Here is a 19065-nt window from a genome sequence, read left to right as displayed (position 1 = left end):
ACCGCAGCAGCGCGCCGAAGGTCTATGGCTGACCTTTAGATTAATCCACTCCCGGGCAACCTGCATGCCTTCATGGGTGTGAGGCGGCGATCAGGGCTTTTCGCCCTTGAGCCGGCGCAGGCTGATGTCGGCCAGGCAGGTGTCGAGTTCGCCCAGATGATCGATCACCGAATGTACGCCCAGGCCGAACAACTGCACCGTCGCCTTGCCGCGCAGATGTTCCCGTTCCTTTTGACTCAAGGCCTGCCATTCGCTCGGCGCCAGCCCGCAGAGCGAGCCGCAGGACGCCAGGCCAATGGTCCACAGCCCGGCATTCAGGCCCGATTGCAGAAGACGCGGTTCGCCGCTGACCAGCACACAACCGTCCAGACGCTCGACATTCAGCGCCATCAAGGCTTGCCAGCAGGCATTCGGCGCCGGCCAGGGATTGATTGTTTCCGAGTGTTGCGAAGGTTTGACCCAAGCCGGGAGAGCCGCGGCCAGAGAATAGCTGAGGGCGGGGGACAGTTCATCGAGCCAGGCACAGGGGATCTGTTGGCGCAGCAAGCTCGACAGGCTCTCCAAAGCACCGTGCGTGACTTCGGCGTGCTCGGCAGAAACGGCGCCGTGCTGGCGCGTGCGGGCACCGAAATCCACCAGGCAACCACTGAGGCCGAACAGCACGGCGGTCAGACTCGGTGCGACAACGGGCAAGACTTCGGCATGCGGCATGGAAACGTCCCTGAAATAGCGACAAGGCTATTCAAGGGCGGTGACAATTGAATGACACGGATGTGAATCGCTCACGGTCAGGAAGAATCATCCGCAGACCCTCGCGCACGATGCTGCCTAAACCGGGATTTCCGTCATATACTAGCGGTCTTTGCGACTGGGCCAAGCGCCCGCGTCAGTACAATCCAAGGAGTTTCTCTATGCGCTGGAGCAATCGACTCGCTCAGCTTTGTATGTGTGCCAGTGTATTGCTGGTTCCGTTCGCGGCTCAGGCTGCCACGGAAGAAGACCCTTGGGAAAGCATCAACCGCCCGATCTACAAATTCAACGATTTTGTCGACACCTATGCACTGAAACCGTTGGCTCAGGGCTACCAGTTCGTCACGCCGCAGTTTCTGGAAGACGGCATCCACAACATGTTCCGCAACGTCGGCGACGTGACCAACCTCGCCAACAACCTGTTGCAGGTCAAACCCGCTGCGGCTGGCGTCGACACCGCGCGTTTGATCTTCAACACCACTTTTGGCCTGCTGGGCTTCTTCGACGTGGGCACCAAAATGGGGCTGCATCGCAACGACGAAGACTTCGGCCAGACCCTCGGTTACTGGGGCGTGGGCAGCGGCCCGTACGTGATGCTGCCGCTCCTGGGCCCAAGCACCTTGCGTGATGCGCCTTCCAGGTATGTCGACGGCTATACCGGTCCGTATCCTTACATCAACGACGTGCCGGTGCGTAACTCGATTTTCGGCCTGAACATCGTCGACACTCGCGCCAGCCTGTTGTCGGCCGAGAAACTGGTCAGCGGCGACAAATACACCTTTATTCGCAATGCGTACCTGCAAAACCGCGAATTCAAAGTCAAGGACGGTAAGGTCGAAGACGATTTCTAATCTCGACCGGTAATAAAATGAGGAAGGCGGCCATTTTGGCCGCCTTCTTTCGTTTGGTTTGCGGGTTGAATCGGGTTATTTCATCTTCAGGATTGTAAGGCCGAGTTTCTGACTTCCACCGTCCTGTTCTTTCACCCACACCACCTCGGTGTCGGCCTCAAGGCCTTTCAGCGCTGCGTGATCGGAATCGATCCGCACACTGAGCCGGTCGCCGACCTTGAACAAGCGGGGCGTCTCAACCTGCATGCCACTGCTGGAAAGGTCAATACAGACGGCTTGCACCTCATCGCCTTCATGAATCAGCGACACATCGGCATCAACCCGCATGCGGATGAAGTCGCGCTTTTCGCTGTAGTCCCGATCGGTTTGGCTCATGGGCTCGGTCCTTCCTTTGGGTTACGGATTTGCCTGTTCTTATAACTCCCGGTGATTTGACAAGTAAAGACGTCAAGCGACCATCGGCGTGAGCTTGAAACACCTCGCGGATGGGAGTACCGTCTGCGCCTTAGAAGGGCACCTCTGGTGGACCTGTGAGTAGGGCAAACGCTCGAAAACGGTGCGGCAGAGAGGCTAGAAAGCGAATCCAGTAGTGTGCGCAGGGCCAAATGCCCAGCCTGCTACGCCAACCTAATTCTGGCGCCGTTTGCCCACATGCCAAAAACCAGTGCCACGCTGCTGATAATCGATGATGACGAGGTAGTGCGCGCGAGCCTCGCGGCCTACTTGGAAGACAGTGGTTTCAGTGTCCTGCAGGCCAGCAATGGCCAGCAGGGTCTTCAGGTATTCGAGCAAAACAAGCCCGACTTGGTCATCTGCGATCTGCGCATGCCACAGATGGGCGGACTCGAACTCATTCGCCAGGTCACCGAGCTGTCGCCACAAACCCCGGTGATCGTGGTTTCGGGCGCCGGCGTGATGAACGACGCCGTCGAAGCCCTGCGCCTGGGCGCGGCGGACTACCTGATCAAGCCTCTCGAAGATCTGGCCGTGCTCGAGCACTCCGTGCGCCGGGCCCTGGATCGTGCGCGTCTGCTGCTGGAAAACCAGCGCTACCGCGAGAAGCTGGAAAAGGCCAACCGCGAGCTCGAAGCCAGCCTGAACCTGCTCCAGGAAGACCAGAACGCCGGTCGCCAGGTGCAGATGAACATGCTGCCGGTCAGCCCCTGGAGCATCAACGAGTTCCAGTTTGCCCACCAGATCATCCCGTCACTGTACCTGTCGGGCGATTTCGTCGACTACTTTCGGGTCGACGAGCGACGGGTAGCCTTCTATTTGGCAGACGTTTCCGGTCATGGCGCCTCTTCAGCCTTCGTCACTGTGCTGCTGAAATTCATGACCACGCGCTTGCTGTTCGAATCCAAGCGCAATGGCACATTGCCGGAGTTCAAGCCTTCAGAAGTCCTTGGTCATATCAACCGGGGCCTGATCAGTTGTAAGCTGGGCAAACACGTCACAATGGTCGGTGGAGTCATCGACGAGGAGACAGGTTTGTTGACCTATAGCATCGGCGGTCATCTGCCGTTGCCTGTGTTGTACACGCCAGACAGTGTTCGTTACCTGGAAGGGCGCGGTCTGCCGGTGGGCCTCTTCAATGAAGCCACCTACGAAGACCACGTACTGGAATTGCCACCAGTGTTCAGCCTGACGCTGATGTCTGATGGCATTTTGGACCTTTTGCCAGAACCCACACTCAAAGATAAAGAAGCTGCCTTGCCTCAACGGGTTAAGGCGGCGGGCGGCAGCCTGGATGGTCTGCGCCAGGTTTTCGGATTGGCCACGCTAGGGGAGATGCCGGATGATATCGCCCTGTTGGTGTTGAGCAGGAATCTTTAATGAGTACCGGTAGAATCCAGTTCGCCGAGCAGGACGGCACCTTCGTCCTGAAGTTCGTCGGTGAAGTTCGCCTGACCCTGTGTTCGGCGTTGGATGCGACTATTGAGCGGATCTTCACTGCGTTGAATTTCAACGCCATCGTGATCGACCTGACCGAAACCCGCAGCATCGACAGCACCACCCTGGGCCTGCTGGCCAAATTGTCGATCCTGTCACGGCAAAAGGTCGGCCTGCTGCCGACCGTCGTCACCACCCACGAAGATATCACCCGTCTGCTGCAGTCCATGGGCTTCGAGCAAGTGTTCAACATCGTTGATCGCCCGATTCCATGCCCTGAATGCCTGACCGACCTTCCAGACCAGGACCAGTCTGAAGAAGTGGTGCGGATCAAAGTCCTCGAAGCGCACAAAATCCTCATGGGCCTGAACGACTCCAATCGTGAGGCGTTTCATGACCTGGTGAATGCGCTGGAGCGGCATTGATCCTTTGAAGTGATGGAGGGTCGCTCTGCCCCCATCGCGAGCAGGCTCGCTTCCACACCAATCTCAGCCATACCATAAATCCTGTGGGAGCGGGCTTGCCCGCGAAGGCGTCCGTACACCCACCACGGCCGCCAGCCCGAAGCCAGCCCAATCCCCACTACCAAACGCGCACAAAAAAGGGCGAACCCGCTAAGGTTCGCCCTTTTTGACACTACAAACTAGATCACAGCTTGGCCTGCAACAACGCCTCAAGCTTCTCCTGATCCCGAGCGAACTGACGAATCCCCTCAGCCAGCTTCTCGGTCGCCATGGCATCCTCGTTGGACAGCCAGCGGAACTGCGCTTCATTCAAGCTCAGACGCGCCTCACCGGCATGCCCCGGCGCCAATTTACGCTCCAGCTTGCCAGTATCCGCCGCCAGCTTCTCCAGCAGATCCGGGCTGATGGTCAACCGATCACAACCGGCCAACTGCTCGATCTGATTCAGATTACGGAAGCTCGCGCCCATGACCACCGTCTTGTAGTCATTGGCCTTGTAGTAGTTGTAGATGCGCGTCACCGACTGCACGCCCGGATCACCCGCGCCGGTGTAGTCGTTGCCGTTGGCCTTCTTGTACCAATCGTAGATACGACCCACGAACGGCGAAATCAGGAAAACCCCGGCGTCAGCACACGCCGCCGCCTGAGCGAAAGAGAACAGCAAGGTCAGGTTGGTCTGGATACCTTCTTTTTCCAGCTTCTCGGCAGCGCGGATACCTTCCCAGGTGGAAGCGATCTTGATCAGCACACGGTCACGGCCAACGCCGGCCTTTTCGTACAGGTCGATCAGACGGTGCGCGCGCTTCAATACGGCGTCAGTGTCGAACGACAGGCGTGCATCCACCTCAGTGGAAATACGGCCAGGAATCACTTTCAGAATCTCTTGCCCCACCGCAACGCCAAAACGGTCACTGGCCAGGCCCACATCGCCCTTGCAGTCACTGACGCAAGCGTTCAGCAACTCGGCATAACCCGGAATGGCCGCCGCTTTGAGCAGCAGGGAAGGGTTGGTGGTAGCGTCCACGGGTTTAACGCGAGCGATAGCTTCGAAGTCGCCGGTGTCGGCAACCACGGTGGTCATTTGTTTGAGTTGTTCCAGCTTGGAAGTCATGGGCGTGCTCTGTCCTATGGGTCTAATGACATTACCCGAGCGCTGACAGCCACTCAAGGGTGCATGTACGTATCGATGGCCCCAGCGGCAACATCCTGAAAATGGATGTTTGAAAGGTGGGGCGTGGTGTTGGTAGATACGATGCTGAAATGGGGGGCAGGTTCAAAGCAACTGACCATTAACGCCCTTCCAACAACTCCGCCGCCTGATCCAGCAACGCCAAAGGCTCTTTAGCCTTGTGAATATCCACCGACAACAACTGCCGAAACTTCCGCGCCCCCGGAAACCCGGTGCCCAACCCCAGCACATGCCGAGTGATGTGGTGCATCGCGCCACCCGCCAGCAAATGCTCGGCAATATAAGGCCGCAACTGCGCCAGCGCCTCCGCCCGGCTGATCACCGGCGCCGTGCTGCCGAACAACTGCTGATCCACCTCAGCCATCACATAAGGGTTGTGATACGCCTCACGGCCCAGCATCACACCGTCAAACGTTTGCAGATGCTCGTGACAAGCCTCCAGCGTCTTGATCCCGCCGTTGAGGATAATCTCCAACTCCGGAAAGTCCGCCTTCAACCGCGCCGCCACGTCATAGCGCAAGGGCGGAATGTCGCGGTTCTCCTTCGGCGACAACCCCTCCAGAATCGCAATCCGCGCATGCACCGTAAAACTCGTGCACCCGGCATCCCGAACCGTGCCGACGAAATCACACAACTGCTCGTAACTGTCCCGCCCGTTAATCCCGATCCGATGTTTCACCGTCACCGGAATCGACACCGCATCACGCATCGCCTTCACACAATCGGCCACCAACTGCGGATGCCCCATCAGGCACGCACCGATCATATTGTTCTGCACCCGATCACTCGGGCAGCCGACGTTCAGGTTTACCTCGTCGTAGCCGTGGTCCTGGGCCATGCGTGCGCAGGCGGCCAGGTCCAATGGAACGCTGCCGCCGAGCTGGAGAGCTAGCGGGTGTTCGGCTTCGTTGTGACGCAGAAAACGGTCGTGATCGCCGTTGAGGAGCGCGCCGGTGGTGACCATTTCGGTGTAGAGGAGGGCGTGTTTGGAGAGCAGGCGCAGGAAAAAGCGGCAGTGGCGGTCGGTCCAATCCATCATGGGTGCCACGCTAAAGCGGCGGGAGAGGGCTGGCACAGAGTTTGGAGCAAATGATGGGAGCATTGGGTATCTGGGTGTGTGAGGCGAGGAGTGGGAGTTTATCAGGAATGTGTGTTGGGGCGGAGGAGGGGGCTGTAAGGCCATCGAACTGCGTTGGGATAGGCGAAAAATATTTTTTGTCCTCGCTCTCGCATGATCTTGAAAATGCCGAGTTTCTGACTAGCCTCAAGGCACTGAGGGTGTCAAATTGACATTTTCTGATTTGGATAATGAAGCTTTAGGCGCAGCAGTAATGTAAAGCAGGACGCATGCTTGATGATAAAGGAGCTATCAGATGATTGAGGTTCAACCCTGCAACCAAGCGTTATTTATTGGTCCGCTTCCTGCGCCGAATAATATGGGTGTTTGTTTTTCCCTATCGATCCATTGGTTAGCAAACGACTGTGAAGATGTAATGTTTCAATCTGTCGCAGATAGTGCATTGGCTGCGTATGGGCCTGGAAGTGCCAACCGATTAAATCAAATGCAAAATGCAGGTAATATGATGGCTGGCGGTGGTATTACGCTGCAAACGTTGGTTGCGATGGCCCAAGCATTATATTCAAATATTAACCAGGTGGTGCCTGTGCCGGCCAGTGCTCTATCGTTTGGCAATCTTTTTGCCGCGTTTACTCTTGCCTTGTACGATGAAAGTATTGTGTGGTTACAGAATCCTTTAGTTGCTGGAGATAGAGGGCATGTTGTTGCCTATAATCGTCGTTCAGGACGATTTTATGATGCCAACAACGGGAGCTATAACGAAGAAGTCGACCTGCACTCGGAAATGGCCAGCTTTATTGTTCATGAGTATGAGAATACATACACTCATTTTCAGGTTTTTTCGCTTGATATTCACTGAAAGGCGCGTGTAAAAGGTAGTGAGTAGATAGATTGGTCCCTTTTTTTAAATGGCTGAGAAAAGAAGTCTGCCCCTGAGAAATCCCCGATTTTTCTTACGATAAATCAAGAAGTTAGGAATTGAAGAGACCTGCATGGGTCGGCAGCTTGTATTGCACCACACAAAAACAAGACCCCGATCTTATGCAGGCCATCCGATTCTTACACAGCGCGCTCGCCCAAGCACTTCCCACTGTCCACTGTCCATTCTCGTCGTCTGAAAACGTTGATGTGTTGTGTCAGCGCATTACTCCAAGGGCGTCGGCTCACTCTGACGGGGCTTGGCCGATTCATGTCAGGCAAGGCCTACCCCAAACACGCCATCAAACGAGTCGATCGGTTACTGGGTAATCGATATCTGCAAACTGAGCGCTCGCTGTTTTACTGGGTCATGTTGCGAGCCTTGCTGGGGTCGCTGAGACATCCATTGATCCTGGTCGATTGGTCACCGATCGATGCGGCTGGAGAGTTCTTTTTGTTGCGCGCGGCCATTCCTTTGGCAGGACGTTCGTTCCCCATTTACGAGAGCGTTCATGAGCGCGAGGGTTGTCCGAAATATCAAAAACGGTTGCTGCAAACGCTGGCCGAAATGTTCCCCAAAGACGGTGTTCCGATCCTTGTAGCTGATACAGGTTTTCGCCGGCCATGGATCAAAGTCGTCGAGGCGCAAGGCTGGTATTACGTGGGGCGAGTGCGTAACCGGGACCTCTACCGCAACGACGCACACACTTGGCTACCGGTTAAAAACCTCTATGCCCTGGCATCGTCCTCACCGAAATCACTAGGTCGGATCGAGATGACCCAAAGCGCTCCGCACTTCATCCATTTGTACTGCATCAGGCATTCGGCAAAGGGTCGCAAACATCAGCGTGTCACCGGTTCAATCGCCAAAAACAAACTCAGCAGGCAATCGGCCAATCGTGAAACAGGCGCCAAAGCGAAGGGACTTGCAATGAGGCGCCGCCGATACACGGACACCCCTGTAAGTTAATACGTGGTGTCCGCCTAATTACTTAGTGAGGTCAGTACTAAGTAGTAGCTAAATTTTGAAGGTATACGGCGACCTCCAATTAATGCCATTGATTCTTGATTTCCTGCCACTGGTCGTCTGACAGCCACTTATCTGCCGCCGGAAAGAAAATATTTTCTTCAGCGTCCATATGATCGTAATATTTTTTAATGAAGTCATCGATAGTGTCTGCAATTACTCTCGTTTCCTGAGTTGTGTCCTCCAACATCTTCAGCTGTCCAGCAATGCGCCCAAATGCCTGATGATCTCGCTCGATATCCTTGACCCGTTGGTGGATCGGCGCCTCAGTTTCTAGCAAGGCCAGCCGAATAAGCTCTTCATTTTCATGGTGGTGTCGCTCTGCATCACCATGCAAGGCTTCCAGCATCTTGAACAACAGCTTACAGTCATCAGCCCCATCGGATTCATGTCTCATCTTTCTCAGCAACTCTTTGATCTGAGTGATTTTCATAGCCACTTCATGATGATAGGCCAGAAGTTCTTTCAACAGGACGTTCATATCAAATCCTCGTCACGACGCCGAATCATCACAGAAAGATGTTTTTAACCAGTAACTCCGAAGGATACCTAAACTTTTAAAGTTCAATAGTTTCAATATCTTGTCAAACGCATTCGCCTACGCTATTTAACCTTTTTAGTATAGGCGAGCAAAAAGCTCTCACCCCAGGAATTTTGCCGCCCTTGGAAAAAATTGAAATATCAAGTGTATGTTTATATGCACTATTTGATCTGCTGGATCTCCGCCAGCGAAAACGGAAGGAAAAAGCAGCGCCCAAATCGACGCGGTGGCAGCTGTGCGCGGGACTGCAAGACCGGGTAACCGGGAACCCGGCAGACCCGAAGGTCTCCCGCACAAAGCCGCCATTGAGCGGACACAAACGAGCGGTCGCTTCAGAAAAAACAAGGATGCTGAACAAACGCTGTCACTCATCAATGTTTCATCAAGTTTGGCGATTTTGCGGTATAGGATGACCACCTGTCGCCATGCTTCCACCCTACAGGAAACAGAAAAATGATCTCGAACCTCTTCAAAGCCATGCTGATCACCGGTGCTTTGCTCTTGAGCGCCTGTTCGGGTGTGAGCACCAGCACGTGTTTTTCAGAAGGCTGCCAATCATTCGATGGCCATGGTGCCAACAAGGTGAACGTTGGTGGGAGCGCGATCGGGAACAGCTTTAATGAGTACAGCTCAGGTTTGCTGCACGACTGAGGAATGACGTAACGGCTTGGGTATTTTCGCCGTTGCGTGATCTGCCTGATGCTCCGCGACGACGACGACGACGACGACGACTGCTGCGCAGCCGGACGCAGGCTTCGCCAGCTGCTACAGGAAGTGTGTAGCGGCAACTAATGGGCTATTTAGCCTCTGGCGTCGCGATCCACTGACCCAAAATTTTCTGGTGACTCCCCGTCACCTTAGCCAAGTGCAGCCACTGATCGACATACAACTTCCAGCTAATGTCATCACGCGGCAGCAAGTAAGCCTTCTCCCCATACTGCATAAATTGCGTCGGGTTAACCGCACACAAACCCGGTTTGAGTTTCTGCTGATACAGCGCTTCCGACGCATCGGTAATCATCACGTCAGCTTTCTTGTCCAGCAGTTCCTGGAAGATGGTCACGTTGTCGTGAAGCTGCAGTTGCGCTTTGGGCAGGAAGGCGTGAACGAAAGCCTCGTTGGTGCCGCCGGCTGGTTCGACCAGGCGAACCGAAGGCTGGTTGATTTGTTCTATGGTCTGGTATTGCGCCTGATCTTCGCAGCGCACCAGCGGGATTTTGCCGTCGACATCCAGCGTGGTGCTGAAGAAGGCTTTTTTCTGGCGTTCCAGGGTGACGGAGATGCCGCCGACACCGATGTCGCATTTGCCCGCGAGCATGTCGGGCATCAGGGTTTTCCAGGTGGTCTGGACCCACTCAACCTTCGCGCCCAGGCTGTCGGCCAGTGAGCGGGCCATGGCGATATCGATTCCCGAGTATTCGCCGTCTTCACCTTTGAAGGTATAGGGTTTGTAGTCGCCTGTGGTGCAAACGCGAAGTTGGCCTTGTTGCAAGACGGTGTCCAGGTGCGAAGGGCTCTGTTCTGCCTGAGCGCCGCAGGATAGAGCCAGCAGGCCACCGAGCAGCATTGTGCTTTTTATGGTTTTCATTGTTTTCGGGCTTTTGTGATGGAGTAGGGCAAGGCGGGATCAGTGTAGTGAAAGCGCTTCTTGGCTGTCATCCACGCTGAATGTGATGCTCCCCGGCTCTGGTTCAATGTGCTCAGTCAATCGCGGCTCGGCGCAGGCGCAAGGCGTTGAACACCACCGAGGCAGAGCTCACGCTCATGGCCAGTGCAGCCACCAACGGGGACAACAGGTGCCCGGTCAATGGGTAGAACAACCCGGCGGCGAGGGGGATGCCCATGGCGTTGTAGGCCAGGGCAAAAGCCAGGTTCTGGTGCATGTTGCGCACGGTTGCCACCGACAGCTTGCGGGCATGCAGAATGCCGAGCAGGTCGCCCTTGACCAGGGTGACTTGAGCGCTGTTCATGGCGACATCGGTGCCGGTGCCCATAGCGATGCCGACGTCGGCACGGGCCAGGGCCGGGGCGTCGTTGATGCCGTCGCCGGCCATTGCCACACGGTGCCCGCGTTCCTGCAATCCGGCGACCAGGCGCTCCTTGTCCTGCGGCTTGACCTCGCCATGGACGTCTTCGATACCCAGTTGGCGGGCGACGGCGCGGGCGGTAGTGAGGCCGTCTCCGGTTGCCATAATCACCTGCACACCATTGGCCTGTAGACGCTCTACGGCCAGCCGGGTGGTGGATTTGATCGGGTCGGCGACGGCGAGTAACCCCGCGAGCACGCCATCCACGCCCAGGTACATGATGCTGGTTCCGTCGCTGCGCAGTTGCTCGGCGTGGGGTTGCAGGGTTTCCAGGGCGATGCCGGCTTCCGCCATCAGTGCGGTGTTGCCCAGTTGAACACTGTGCCCGTCGACCTGGCCGCGCACGCCGATCCCTGACGCCGACTCGAACGTCTGCGGTGTGCTCAACACCAAGCCATTGGCGCGAGCACGTTCGACGATGGCATGGGCCAACGGGTGTTCGCTGCCCTGGTCAAGGCTGGCGGCCAGGCGCAGTACCTCGTCAGCATTGTAACCGGGCGCAGGTTCGACGCTGTGGAACGCCGGACGACCTTCGGTGAGGGTGCCGGTCTTGTCCACGATCAGGATGTCGATCTTGCGCAGGTTCTCGATCGCCGCCGCATCCCGGAAGAGCACGCCGCTGCCGGCCGCCTTGCCGGTGGCGACCATTACCGACATGGGTGTGGCCAGACCGAGGGCACACGGGCAGGCGATGATCAGCACGGCCACTGCATTGATGAGGCCGAACACCCAGCTAGGTTGCGGCCCCCACAACCCCCATCCGACAAAAGTCAGCGCGGCAATGGCGATCACTACCATGACGAAGTAGCCGGCAATCACGTCTGCCAGCCGTTGCATCGGGGCCTTGGAGCGTTGTGCCTGGACCACCATCTGCACAATTTGCGCGAGCACGGTCGCTTGGCCCACTTTCTGCGCCTGCATCACCAGGCTGCCGTGGGTATTGAGGGTGGCGCCGATCAGCCCGTCCCCAGGCCGTTTCATCACGGGGACCGGCTCGCCTGTGAGCATGGACTCGTCCACCGCGCTTTCGCCCTGCAGCACCACACCGTCGACCGGGACTTTCTCGCCGGGGCGCACGCGCAAGGTGTCGCCGCTGTGCACATGGCTCAGTGCAATGTCTGCTTCGCTGCCGTCGGCGTTGATCCGGCGCGCGGTCTTGGGCGTCAGGCCGAGCAGTGATTTGATCGCGGCCGAGGTTTGCGAGCGCGCCTTGAGTTCCAGCATCTGTCCGAGCAGCGTCAGGGAAATAATTACCGCCGCTGCTTCGTAGTACACGCCAACCCGGCCGTCCATCATGAAGGTGGCTGGAAACAGGCCGGGTGTCAGGGTGGCGGCAAGGCTGTAGAGGAAGGCTGCCGCAGTGCCCAGGCCGATCAGCGTCCACATGTTGGGGCTGCGCTGGATGACGGAGCGCGCGCCACGCACATAGAACGGCCAGCCGGCCCAAAGCACGACGGGCGTGGCGAGCACCAGTTCGACCGCGTTCTGTGTGGCGCCGTGAAACAGGCTCAAGCCATGGCTGCCCATCGCCAGCGCGGTCACTGCCAGGGTCAGCGGCAGGGTCCACCAGAAACGTCGGGAAAAGTCCGCGAGCTCAGGGTTGTCCGACTCCTCCAGTTCGGGCAACACCGGCTCAAGGGTCATGCCGCACTTGGGGCATGTCCCCGGACCGCGCTGGCGTATTTCCGGGTGCATGGGGCAGGTGTACACTTTTTCGGTCGTCGGCTCCGCTGCCTGCTGCGCCAAAGCAGGTGATTTGAGGTGATCCAGATGGCGATGCATGGGTCAGTGTCTGCCGCCGTGGTGATGCCCGAACAGGTGCATCAGCGGGCACAGCAATAGAATCAGGTAGGGCAGAATCGGGTAGATATGACCGTAGTGCTCACGAGCCAGGTAGAACATCCCGATCACCAGCAGCATGCCCAGCGCGATGCCGGGTTTGCTGCGCCAGAAAGAGGGGGCTGGCGGCGTCGAGGGCGATGAATGGTTCATGTGACTAGCTCCGTCCTGAGGTAAGTGTCCTGAGGGGCGTCCTGCCATGCCGGCCAGTGCGAACCTCCGCGACGGGGGGGCTATGGCGTGATGTTTATTGACCCATCGGCATCTTCATCATGCTGGATTGTTGATCCATCATTTTCATCATCATGTCCATCATCGCTGTATCCGAGCCGTTCTTGCCGCCGGACATGCCTTTGCCCATCCCCATACCCATACCTGGGCAATTGTCATGCATCATGCCGAGGCTGTTTCTCATCGTAGTCATGGCTTCCTGCATCGCCGCCCGGCGTTCGACCGGAGTTTTGGCGGCGATCATTTTGTCGTGAGCTGCCTGCATTTTCTTCATCTGTTCGCTCATGGCCTTGTCTTGCATGGGCATGGTTTGGGCTGCGTCATTGGCGGGGGCGGCGGGCGCCGTTTCGGGGTATTCGGTAGCCAGTGCCAGCAATGGGCCGCTCATGAGCAGAGCGGCCAGGAGGGGTTTGATGTAGATGTGCATGGCGATCTCCACAGTGATAGCGCGGATCGGCAGCGTCGGATGGCTGCGAACCAGAGTATGTCGTGTTCCCGTTAGAGGGAGTGATCTTGAACTTACGCCACGGTTGGAGGGCGTTGTTGATCCATATCAAACGACGCCCACAGAGCATCATTGTGCTTTTTATGGTTATCAGGCTTTTGTGATGGAGGGGGCAAGCGGGAATCAGTGGAGTGAAAGCGCTTCTCCAGTGTCCCAGCATCCCGATCATTCCAATGCGCGATACGTGTCAGGCAAGGCCCGACACGTATCCCTTCACATGAGTTGTTTATCCACAAGCCACGGACTTCGAACTCTTAAGATGCGCTTCAATCGAGTTGCTGGCAGAGTGGACTCTTACTCCCTTGAGTTTATCGAGTGGCGGCTCTTTCCAAAGTTTTGATGCGTCAATGGGAAGGATGACCTGTATAGCAGCCCCTTGGGGCGGATCAGCAACAAAATCGAAGTCTTGAATGCCGTCAGGCGGGAACTGGATATAAACCCGTGGCTCCAGTCTCGGGTTTGTCCATCCACCAGAATTCACCAAGCCAATTGCCGATATGTGTAGCTGCGGTGGGTTTGATTTAAGTATTTTTAAGTCGACATCCACTACTTTCATTACTTCAGCCATTTTCGAACTCCTTTCGATAATTGCGCCGCTTTTTCACCTTGGCGCTTGGGTGTTGAACCCTTTGGCTTGAAATCTGGTGTGGTTAGACGCTAGTAAAGGACCCTCTTCCTGTCCACCGACTGCCTGGCCGGTCATCGGATGTTGCAGATATACATTCTCTACAGTGCGTCCATCTCCGGACTCAACGTCCCCAGCCAAGCCACCAACCCCACAATCAACACCGCCGCTGCCAGCTCCACCACCACGCTGCGCCGCAGCGCATTGGCGGCGACCGCGTATTGCCCGTCCCGCAACGATCGCTGCAAAAACGGCCCAAGGTGAAACCGGTTCAACGCGGCGAGCACCAGCATGCCGGCAAACAGCATCACTTTGATAAACAGCAAAATCCCGTAAGTGCTGAGAAACACCTCATCGAGCTTCGGCCCAACGATGAACAGATAATTCACAACCCCCGTTACCGTGATCACCAATACGATGGCCGCGCCAACAACCTCAAACCGATTAACAGCGCGGACCAACAACCGGAGGCGCACTTCAGTTTGTAGGGCGTTGATTTTCGCCATCAACGCAAACGCCATCAACGCCCCAAGCCAAGCCCCCGCCGCCAGCAGATGCAGAATATCCACTGCGAAATGCCAATAACGACGACTGCCTTCATCCATCGCCCCATGCCCGCTCCAGGCCAGGCTGGAGAGGGCGATGCCGCCGGCAAAAACGGCGACCAACAAGCCGACACCCGGCGCACGGAGCATCACCGCTAAACCAGCGACAACCAGCGCAACGACGCGAACCGTCCAGGCCAACCCGACGTCCGTCTCCAACACCATCATCTCGATGTGCGGACGCAACTCGGCAAAGTCCGATTCCCCGCTCATGGCGCTCACCATCATCACCATGCTGGCGACGGACAACACCGCGCCAAGCACCGCCGTTCCCGCCAATATCGACCGGAACGGCAACACTGCTCCCGACACCCGTTCCTGCCCTTTAAGGCTGTACAGCCCAAAAAGCGCCACTCCAAACAACAGCATCAAATCCACATACAACGCAAACCGCAGGGCAATGCCGACCGAGTCGCTCATCAATCACTTCACTTTGAACGTAACATTACCGGTGATCGGGTGAGTGTCCGAAGACACGGCGCGCCATTCGACTTTGTAGCTGCCGGTGGGCAGGGGCGAGAGCGGGGTGATGACCATGGTTTTCGGGTCACTGCCACCGGAGACTTTGGCTTTCATGGGCATGGGGGAGTGGGCCATGCCGGGCATTTCGGTCATGACCAGTTTGGCGCCGGAGAATTGGGTCATGAGGTTTTCGGAGAAGTGCAGTTCGATATTACTCGGCGCCGCACCATCCGAGCCTTCGGTCGGGGTGGAGGAGAGCAGTTTCGGGTGGGCTTGAGCCAGTGCGCTCATGAGCAGCCCGGTGGAAAGTGCGATGACGACAGCAGTGGTTTTGATGATGCGCATGCAAGGCCTCTTACCGCTTCAAGCGGTTGGTTTTTAGGTTTTGAGTTGAAGCGTTTAGAACCACAGCCGAACGCCGAGGACCAGGCGGGCTTCGCTGCGGTCCTCGCCTTCGTCCCTGGCGTAGTCGGCGGTTTTGCCGTAGGTGCGGTTCCAGGTCACGCCGATGTAGGGCGCGAATTCCCGGCGGATTTCATAGCGCAGCCGCAGCCCGGCTTCGGTGTTGGACAGCCCGGAGCCGATGCCCCGTTGCGGGTCGTTTTTGCCGTAGACGTTGAGCTCGGCGGTCGGCTGCAAAATCAGCCGGTTGGTGAGCAGGATGTCGTAGTCGCCTTCCAGCCGTGCAGCGGTCTGGCCGCCTTCGCCGATGAACGCGGTGGCCTCGGTTTCGAAGTTGTACAGGGCCATGCCTTGCACGCCGAACGCGGCCCAGGTTTGCGGGTCGCCGGGTTTGAAGTCCTGGCGCACGCCAGTCACCACGTCCCACCACGGGGAGATGGCATGACCCCACAGGGCCTGGACTTCGGCGTCTTCGGTTTTGCCGTTGACGCGTTCGCCTTCGGAGCGCAACCACAGGCGATCGATGTCGCCGCCGATCCAGCCGGACAAATCCCACGCCAATGCGCTGCCGTCGTCGGCGTCCTGCCATTCGAGTTTGTCGGCGAGGAAGTAATAGTTGAGCGCACTGTCGTGCATGTCATGGCCGGCGGGGCTGACGAATACGGCGGCGCGGTCGGCGTCGGTCAATGTCGGGATCGGCGTGCGGCTTTGGGTCGGCGCGGCGGGCTGCATTTGCCCATCGTCCATGCTCTGCATTTGGCTGTGATCCATGCCTGGCATCTGGCTATGGTCCATGCCCTGCATGTCGTCGGTGGCGGCCATGGCCGAAGAGAGCGTCAGGCCCACGGTAACGAGGGCCAAAGAGAGCGGAGTGAGTCTGGTCATGGGGAGCGCCTTATTCTTCCACGCGAACTTCACGGAACATGCCCATTTCCATGTGGTACAGGAGATGGCAGTGGTAGGCCCAGCGGCCGAGCGCATCGGCGGTGACCCGATAGCTGCGCTTTGATCCCGGTGGCATGTCGATGGTGTGTTTGCGCACCATGAACTGGCCGTTCTCGTCTTCGAGGTCGCTCCACATGCCGTGTAAATGAATGGGGTGAGTCATCATCGTGTCGTTGACCAGCACCACCCGAACCCGCTCGCCATACTTGAGTCGCAGCGGTTCGGCGTCGGAGAACTTCACGCCGTTGAACGACCAGGCGAACTTCTCCATGTGGCCGGTGAGGTGGAGTTCGATGGTGCGGCCGGGCTCGCGGCCGTCCGGGTCTTCGAAGGTGCTGTGCAGGTCGGCGTAGGTCAGCACGCGACGGCCGTTGTCGCGCAGGCCGATGCCCGGGTCGTCGAGTTTTGGCACGGTGCTCATGGCTTGCATGTCCACCAGCGGGTTGTCTTTTTCCGTGTCGGGATGGGATTGCATACCGGCCATGCCACCCATGGCCATGCTGCTGTGATCCATTCCGGTCATGCTGTCCATGCCCTGCATGTCGCCGCCGTCCATGCCTTGCATGGCACCGTGATCCATCCCCGCCATGTCGCCGCCCATGCTGCCGTGATCCATGCCGCCCATGCCCATGTCATCCATGGTCACCAGCGGTCGCGGATCCAGCGCTGGAACCGGCGCCGACAACCCGGCCTTCGCCGCCAGGGTGCCTCGCGCATAACCCGTTCGATCCATCGATTGCGCGAACAGGGTGTAGGCGTCCTGGGTCGGCTCGACGATCACATCGAACGTCTCCGCCACCGCGATGCGGAATTCGTCGACGCTCACCGGTTTGACGTGCAGGCCATCCGCCGCGACCACGGTCATTTTCAAGCCCGGAATACGCACGTCGAAGTAGGTCATCGACGAGCCGTTGATAAAGCGCAATCGCAACTTTTCTCCCGGCCGAAACAGGCCCGTCCAGTTCATGTTCGGCGCCAGGCCGTTCATCAAGTAGGTGTAGGTGGCGCCGCTGACGTCGGCCAGATCGGTAGGGTTCATCTTCATCTCGGCCCACATCTTGCGATCGGCGACTGTCGAGCCCCAGCCTTTCTCGCTGACGTCGTGGATGAAGTCCCCCACCGTCCGTTTGTTGTAGTTGTAGTAGTCCGATTGTTTCTTGAGTTTTTTCATCAGGCCGACTGCGTCTTCGTCGGTCCAGTCGGTGAGCATCACCACGTAATCGCGGTCGTACTGGAAAGGCTCCGGGTCCTTGGCATCAATTACCAACGGCCCGTAAACCCCGGACTGTTCCTGAAAGCCCGAATGGCTGTGGTACCAGTAAGTGCCGTTCTGCCGGACTTTGAACTGGTAGACGTACATTCCGCCCGGTTCAATGCCGTGAAAGCTCAAACCCGGCACGCCGTCCATGTTGGCCGGCAGCAAAATGCCGTGCCAGTGAATGGAGGTGCTGTCCTTGAGTTTGTTCTTCACCCGCAGCGTGACGGTGTCACCTTCACGCCAGCGCAACAGAGGGCCGGGAATGCCGCCGTTGATGGTCATCGCGGTTCGAGGGTTGCCGGTGATGTTGACCGGGGTTTCGCCGATGAACAGGTCGAAGTCGGTACCGGCCAGCACATTCGGTTCGCCGGGGCTGGTGACCGCCCAGACCGGCGTGCGCCACAGTCCGAGGCCAGCGAGCACCCCGCCAGCGGCCAGGCCCTTCACGAAGGTGCGTCTTGAGGTGTTGGAATGCATGCCGTTTTATCCCGTCCGGTCAGCTTGATGAAGCCCTCAGGTCCATCCTGAGCGGAGGGCAGAGAGCTTGATGAGGAGAAGGCTAACGGGCGGTGCCTTTCAGCAGGCTGAGGTCAAGATTACAGTTTTGACAGTTTCACACGATGTTCAAGGACTGCTGTTGGACCTGGACGAATCCGCCACGGTGGCATTACCACAATTGATATACGAAGAAGACTTCAACCAGCGCTGATCCGGATAGTAAGAAAATAACAACTGCCCATCTTTCATCGAGTCGATCAGCTGATGCGCAATCGCAGGCCTCACGGCCGGGCAACCGAGACTTCTGCCGATCCGGCCATTGGCCCGCGCCAGGTCTGGGCTGACGTAAGGCGCGCCGTGAATGACGATCGCTCGCTCGAAAGCGTTGTCGTTGAAACCCGGTTCCAGACCTTCCATGCGCAGGGAATAACCGTTCTGCCCGACGTAGCTGGATTGGGTGCGGTACAAACCCAGGCTGGTGGCGTAGCTGGCATTCTGATTGGAGAACTGGCTGGCCATGTTCTCGCCGCTGTTGCGGCCATGGGCGACCAGTTCATGGAACAACAATTTGCGTTGTTTAAGGTCGAATACCCAAAGACGTTGCACGGTCGAGGGCAGGGAATAATCGATCACCGCGAGTCTCTGCACCGGGACCGCGTCTTGGGCTCGGCTGCATTGGAAGGCGCGTACGGCCAGGGCAATGACCTTGGCGTTGGCATCAGGGGCCGCTTTGACCAAGGCAGCTTCAAGCGAATCGGCGTAGGCTGCCGGTAATGTAAAAAATGCAGTCAGCAGCAGGGCCGTCATTAAGCAGCCAAAGCGGTGTGGGGCCATATGCAAGTCTCATCTGAATATTTCGAGTCTAGCAGCGCGCACGACGCTAGCCGGTTGAAAACGGGA

General features: G+C 57.6%; 20 protein-coding genes and 1 pseudogene. 6 read left to right on the top strand and 15 right to left on the bottom strand.

Annotation, left to right across the window (positions count from 1 at the left end):
* Positions 1 to 90: 90 nt before the first annotated feature.
* A complete protein-coding gene (locus AACY49_RS16810) occupies positions 91 to 711 on the bottom strand; it encodes an HAD family phosphatase (protein ID WP_339525173.1) in 621 nt (206 codons plus the stop codon).
* Positions 712 to 911: 200 nt separating this feature from the next.
* On the opposite strand from AACY49_RS16810, the gene AACY49_RS16805 reads away from it, so the two are divergent.
* Positions 912 to 1601 (top strand): MlaA family lipoprotein, encoded by a 690-nt coding sequence (locus AACY49_RS16805; protein WP_320391091.1) that lies wholly within the window; start codon positions 912 to 914, stop codon positions 1599 to 1601.
* Between the two features lie 75 nt (positions 1602 to 1676).
* Here the strand turns inward: AACY49_RS16805 and AACY49_RS16800 are convergent, their stop codons facing one another.
* On the bottom strand, positions 1677 to 1976 hold the full coding sequence (locus AACY49_RS16800) for a PilZ domain-containing protein (RefSeq protein WP_258696478.1): 300 nt from the start codon (positions 1974 to 1976) through the stop codon (positions 1677 to 1679).
* A 276-nt stretch (positions 1977 to 2252) separates the two neighbouring features.
* On the opposite strand from AACY49_RS16800, the gene rssB reads away from it, so the two are divergent.
* Both rssB and rssC read left to right on the top strand, forming a co-directional pair.
* The gene (gene rssB / locus AACY49_RS16795; RefSeq protein ID WP_258696477.1) at positions 2253 to 3434 is read left to right on the top strand and encodes a two-component system response regulator RssB; all 1182 of its coding nucleotides are present in this window, start codon (positions 2253 to 2255) and stop codon (positions 3432 to 3434) included.
* Complete coding sequence (gene rssC / locus AACY49_RS16790; protein ID WP_007935262.1) at positions 3434 to 3916, top strand: anti-sigma factor antagonist RssC; 483 nt, start codon at positions 3434 to 3436, stop codon at positions 3914 to 3916. Before rssB ends, rssC begins: the two co-directional genes overlap by 1 nt.
* A gap of 223 nt (positions 3917 to 4139) precedes the next feature.
* Here the strand turns inward: rssC and tal are convergent, their stop codons facing one another.
* Positions 4140 to 5066, bottom strand: a complete 927-nt coding sequence (gene tal / locus AACY49_RS16785; RefSeq protein ID WP_258696475.1) for a transaldolase — start codon at positions 5064 to 5066, stop codon at positions 4140 to 4142.
* A gap of 178 nt (positions 5067 to 5244) precedes the next feature.
* Positions 5245 to 6246, bottom strand: coding sequence for a tRNA dihydrouridine(20/20a) synthase DusA (gene dusA / locus AACY49_RS16780; protein ID WP_339525163.1), 1002 nt, complete (start codon positions 6244 to 6246; stop codon positions 5245 to 5247).
* Between the two features lie 271 nt (positions 6247 to 6517).
* Between dusA and AACY49_RS16775 the strand changes: the two genes are divergently transcribed.
* Both AACY49_RS16775 and AACY49_RS16770 read left to right on the top strand, forming a co-directional pair.
* Positions 6518 to 7081, top strand: a complete 564-nt coding sequence (locus AACY49_RS16775; protein ID WP_258696427.1) for a hypothetical protein — start codon at positions 6518 to 6520, stop codon at positions 7079 to 7081.
* A gap of 182 nt (positions 7082 to 7263) precedes the next feature.
* A pseudogene (locus AACY49_RS16770) lies at positions 7264 to 8047 on the top strand (IS4 family transposase); the annotation flags it as partial.
* A 142-nt stretch (positions 8048 to 8189) separates the two neighbouring features.
* On the opposite strand, the gene AACY49_RS16765 reads toward AACY49_RS16770, so the two are convergent.
* Positions 8190 to 8648, bottom strand: coding sequence for a hemerythrin domain-containing protein (locus tag AACY49_RS16765; RefSeq protein WP_320391081.1), 459 nt, complete (start codon positions 8646 to 8648; stop codon positions 8190 to 8192).
* Between the two features lie 513 nt (positions 8649 to 9161).
* Here AACY49_RS16765 and AACY49_RS16760 point away from each other — a divergent pair.
* Entirely contained in the window at positions 9162 to 9359 is a 198-nt protein-coding gene (locus AACY49_RS16760) for a hypothetical protein (RefSeq protein WP_258696425.1), read from the top strand.
* A 145-nt stretch (positions 9360 to 9504) separates the two neighbouring features.
* Here the strand turns inward: AACY49_RS16760 and AACY49_RS16755 are convergent, their stop codons facing one another.
* The 10 genes from AACY49_RS16755 to AACY49_RS16710 all read right to left on the bottom strand — a co-directional run bounded on the left by AACY49_RS16755 (position 9505) and on the right by AACY49_RS16710 (position 18999).
* A complete protein-coding gene (locus tag AACY49_RS16755) occupies positions 9505 to 10296 on the bottom strand; it encodes a transporter substrate-binding domain-containing protein (RefSeq protein ID WP_320391080.1) in 792 nt (263 codons plus the stop codon).
* Between the two features lie 112 nt (positions 10297 to 10408).
* Positions 10409 to 12577 carry a copper-transporting P-type ATPase gene (locus AACY49_RS16750; protein WP_445262647.1) on the bottom strand — a complete coding sequence of 723 codons (2169 nt, stop codon included), beginning with the start codon at positions 12575 to 12577 and terminating at the stop codon, positions 10409 to 10411.
* Positions 12578 to 12580: 3 nt separating this feature from the next.
* Positions 12581 to 12787: a DUF2933 domain-containing protein gene (locus tag AACY49_RS16745; RefSeq protein WP_258696423.1), complete on the bottom strand. Its 207-nt coding sequence runs from the start codon at positions 12785 to 12787 to the stop codon at positions 12581 to 12583.
* Between the two features lie 94 nt (positions 12788 to 12881).
* The gene (locus AACY49_RS16740; protein WP_339525159.1) at positions 12882 to 13292 is read right to left on the bottom strand and encodes a hypothetical protein; all 411 of its coding nucleotides are present in this window, start codon (positions 13290 to 13292) and stop codon (positions 12882 to 12884) included.
* 304 nt (positions 13293 to 13596) lie between these two features.
* Positions 13597 to 13938, bottom strand: a complete 342-nt coding sequence (locus tag AACY49_RS16735; protein ID WP_038980048.1) for a hypothetical protein — start codon at positions 13936 to 13938, stop codon at positions 13597 to 13599.
* A gap of 158 nt (positions 13939 to 14096) precedes the next feature.
* The gene (gene copD / locus AACY49_RS16730; RefSeq protein WP_339525153.1) at positions 14097 to 15020 is read right to left on the bottom strand and encodes a copper homeostasis membrane protein CopD; all 924 of its coding nucleotides are present in this window, start codon (positions 15018 to 15020) and stop codon (positions 14097 to 14099) included.
* A gap of 3 nt (positions 15021 to 15023) precedes the next feature.
* Positions 15024 to 15407 (bottom strand): copper homeostasis periplasmic binding protein CopC, encoded by a 384-nt coding sequence (gene copC, locus AACY49_RS16725; protein WP_258696420.1) that lies wholly within the window; start codon positions 15405 to 15407, stop codon positions 15024 to 15026.
* 54 nt (positions 15408 to 15461) lie between these two features.
* Entirely contained in the window at positions 15462 to 16349 is an 888-nt protein-coding gene (locus tag AACY49_RS16720) for a copper resistance protein B (RefSeq protein ID WP_339525151.1), read from the bottom strand.
* A 10-nt stretch (positions 16350 to 16359) separates the two neighbouring features.
* The gene (locus tag AACY49_RS16715) at positions 16360 to 18144 is read right to left on the bottom strand and encodes a copper resistance system multicopper oxidase (protein ID WP_339525149.1); all 1785 of its coding nucleotides are present in this window, start codon (positions 18142 to 18144) and stop codon (positions 16360 to 16362) included.
* 147 nt (positions 18145 to 18291) lie between these two features.
* Positions 18292 to 18999 carry a murein L,D-transpeptidase catalytic domain family protein gene (locus tag AACY49_RS16710; RefSeq protein ID WP_339525147.1) on the bottom strand — a complete coding sequence of 236 codons (708 nt, stop codon included), beginning with the start codon at positions 18997 to 18999 and terminating at the stop codon, positions 18292 to 18294.
* Positions 19000 to 19065: the final 66 nt, after the last annotated feature.

It is taken from the genome of Pseudomonas sp. EL_65y_Pfl2_R96, from assembly GCF_963970905.1.
Taxonomy (GTDB): Bacteria; Pseudomonadota; Gammaproteobacteria; order Pseudomonadales; family Pseudomonadaceae; genus Aquipseudomonas.
Note: the sequence above shows the minus strand (reverse complement) of the source record. Positions and strands in the feature narration are given on the sequence as shown.